Origin of the sequence: Mesorhizobium sp. M5C.F.Ca.ET.164.01.1.1 (genome assembly GCF_004792125.1) — a bacterium.
GTDB classification, from domain to species: domain Bacteria; phylum Pseudomonadota; class Alphaproteobacteria; order Rhizobiales; family Rhizobiaceae; genus Mesorhizobium; species Mesorhizobium wenxiniae.
In genome coordinates, this window is record NZ_SRTG01000432.1 from 1 (window position 1) to 310 (window position 310).

Sequence of the window (310 nt, forward strand, 5' to 3'; positions counted from 1 at the left end):
CTGCCGCAGGCGATCATCGTCGCGCTCAGGCCCTACGGCAACGAGCTCATCCTGATGATCAAGGCCTCGGCCATCGTCGCCATCATCACGGTCTACGACCTGATGGGCAACGCCAAGCTCGCCTACGCGAAATCCTTCGACATCCAGGCCTATATCTGGGTGGCGATTGTCTATCTGGTATTGGTCGAGATCCTGCGCCACGGCGTCGAATGGATCGAGCGCCGCATCACCATCCACCTCAAGCGATAGCGCGCCGCATTCCAGCCTGCACCAGCCGATGCGGCTCTCCGCGCCTTGACGAATTTTTCGC

At 60.6% G+C, this 310-nt stretch carries 1 pseudogene; it reads left to right on the forward strand.

The annotated features are described in order from the left end of the window. Window positions 1-249, forward strand: a pseudogene (locus tag EN807_RS34150) (amino acid ABC transporter permease); the annotation flags it as partial. Between the last annotated feature and the right edge of the window lie 61 nt (window positions 250-310).